Source organism: Pedobacter sp. 01T416_2, from assembly GCF_056398925.1.
Genome location: NZ_JBFTQI010001021.1, coordinates 1 through 2,493, shown reverse-complemented (window position 1 = coordinate 2,493; position 2,493 = coordinate 1). Strand labels below are relative to the sequence as shown.

Sequence of the window (2,493 nt, the reverse complement as noted above, 5' to 3'; positions counted from 1 at the left end):
AATTAGGCATGACTACGTTTCAGTACGGTACACATTTATTAAAAACCGACAATAAAACTTATGCCTTAAAAAGTGCAAGTATAAATCTAGATACCTATTTAGATAAGAAGGTTACTATAAAAGGGAAAAAGGTTTCTGGCTATCCATTAGAAGGCGGACCTGAATTTATCGATGTAACGCTAGTGAAATTTTGATACCTATTTGGTTAAGACAATGGCGTCTCCCTGAAAATGGGATTCCTAAAGCTTCACCCATGGTTCATTAACTTTTTTCTAATGCATTAAGATTGCCAGTCAAGCTGGAAATGACGGACAGTGCTTAGGGGACTGCAAAGATGTACGCTCGACCATTGAAATTAAATTTTCTTTCTTCACAAAGTATTGCAAAGATTTGATTGTTCAATTTAGTTTATATCTTTGCAATCCTTAAAACATCCTATCTGCGGAAGTGGCGTAATTGGTAGCCGCACCAGACTTAGGATCTGGCGCTTCACGGCGTGGGGGTTCGAGTCCCTTCTTCCGCACAACAACATCAACCGTTCCGATTTAAACATCAGAACGGTTTTTTTATTTCACAGCTTCTTGATCTTATAATCAGTATTATCGCGCTGTTACTCAACTATTGATACTTCACCTATCCTTGCCACCTAAACCTGATCGCAGTGGTTCCGATTTTTCATCGGAAAGAACAGAGAGCAGGACCGCATTATCCTAAATGCCACCGGACCTGCTTTCCAAAAATAAAGGCTTATATTTATTTGAAACGAAACCAATATTTTGTTTCAGCAATAGGCCTGCTTTAATTTACAAATTCTTTATTTTGACCAAAATAATAGATAAAATATAGCGAATGCCTTTTGATTATTCAATCTTGTTTCTATCTTTGCAGTCCTTACAACATCCTAACTGCGGAAGTGGCGTAATTGGTAGCCGCACCAGACTTAGGATCTGGCGCTTCACGGCGTGGGGGTTCGAGTCCCTTCTTCCGCACAACAAGATAAAGGCCGTTCCGATTTAAAAATCGGAACGGTTTTGTTTTTAAAAACATTGATTAATAAAAATTGATGTGCTGTGCCGGTTGTGGCGATATATGGTTTTTTCTCAAATCTCATATCTCATATCTCCCGTCTAAAGCACATCTTACTATATCTCAGAAAAAATGAATATTACACAGGAAAAAACCGGCAACTTAAATGCTGTTGTAAAAATCAAAATCGCACCTGCTGATTACACTGGAAAAGTAGAGAAAGCCATTAAAGATCAAGCTAAAAAAGCACAATTACCTGGTTTCCGTAAAGGAATGGTTCCTGCTGCCCACATTAAAAAAATGTATGGCAAAAGTATCTTGGTAGAAGAGGTTAACAACTTGTTAAACGATACTTTATCTAACTATATCGCGGAGCAAAAATTAGAAATTTTAGGTCAACCACTTCCTAAAATGGATGATGAACGCGAATTTAAATGGGATAATACAGATGATTTCGAATTTGATTATGAGTTAGGTTTAGCACCTGCTTTTGATGTAAATCTTTCATCTAAAGATAAATTTACCGAATACGTAATTAAAGCTGATAAAGAAACTTTAGAAAGCCGTATCAAAAATATCCGTCGTAGCTATGGTAAAATGACTAATCCTGAGGTTTCGGCTGATGATGATGTACTTTATACTGAATTAACTCAGGTAGCTGCAGATGGTACTGCTGTTGAAGGTGGTATCACCAGTACTGCAACTGTTCGTTTAGATCAGATTAAAGATAAAAAAATCCTTAAATCGTTAATTGGTTTAAAGAAAGATGATGAAGTAACCATAGATATCCAAAAAGCATTAGAAGATGTTGCGGTAATTGCTAAAGCTTTAAATATTTCGGAAGAAGAAGCTGCTGAGTTAAAAGCAAGCTTTAAACTTCACGTTAAAAACGTTAACCGCTTAGAAGAGTCAGACTTAAATCAAGAGTTTTTTGATAAATTATTTGGTGAAGGTACTGTAACTGACGAAGCTGGTTTCAGAGCAAAAATTACTGAAGAAGTAGAAGGTATGTTTAAACAGGATGCTGAACGTAAATTATCTAACGATATTTATGAAGCACTTTTAACTAAACACAATTTCGAATTGCCTGATGAATTTTTACGTCGCTGGTTAAAGGCTACAAACGAAAAATTAACCGACGAAGAGTTGGCAGAAGGTTATGATGATTTCGCTAAAAACCTTAAATGGACTTTAATCGAAAACAAAATCATCAAAGATAACAGTATCGAAATTAAATATGAGGATGTAGTTCAGGCAGCTAAAGCTAAATTAGATGCACAGTTTAGAATGTACAGTCCAAGCCCACTTCCTGAAGATCAATTGGCTCAATATGCCGTTCAGTTTTTACAGGAAAAAGAAAATGCAAACCGTGTTTTCGAAGAGGTAAAAGCATTAAAAACTTTCGAACAAATCAAATCTGTTGTTACTTTAGAGCAAAAAGATATTGATTATGATAAGTTTATTGCG

The 2,493-nt window shown here is 35.9% G+C and carries 2 protein-coding genes and 2 tRNA genes; all 4 read left to right on the top strand.

Features of this window, described 5'->3' with window-relative positions:
* The coding region (locus tag AC1DPQ_RS26945) for a hypothetical protein (protein ID WP_477611454.1) at nucleotides 1-194 on the top strand (194 nt) is incomplete at its 5' end.
* Nucleotides 195-441: 247 nt separating this feature from the next.
* Nucleotides 442-523 (top strand) — tRNA-Leu (locus tag AC1DPQ_RS26940).
* 384 nt (nucleotides 524-907) lie between these two features.
* Nucleotides 908-989, top strand: a tRNA-Leu gene (locus tag AC1DPQ_RS26935).
* Between the two features lie 169 nt (nucleotides 990-1,158).
* Nucleotides 1,159-2,493, top strand: a 1,335-nt coding sequence (gene tig / locus AC1DPQ_RS26930; protein ID WP_477611453.1) for a trigger factor, incomplete at its 3' end; no start/stop codon positions are given.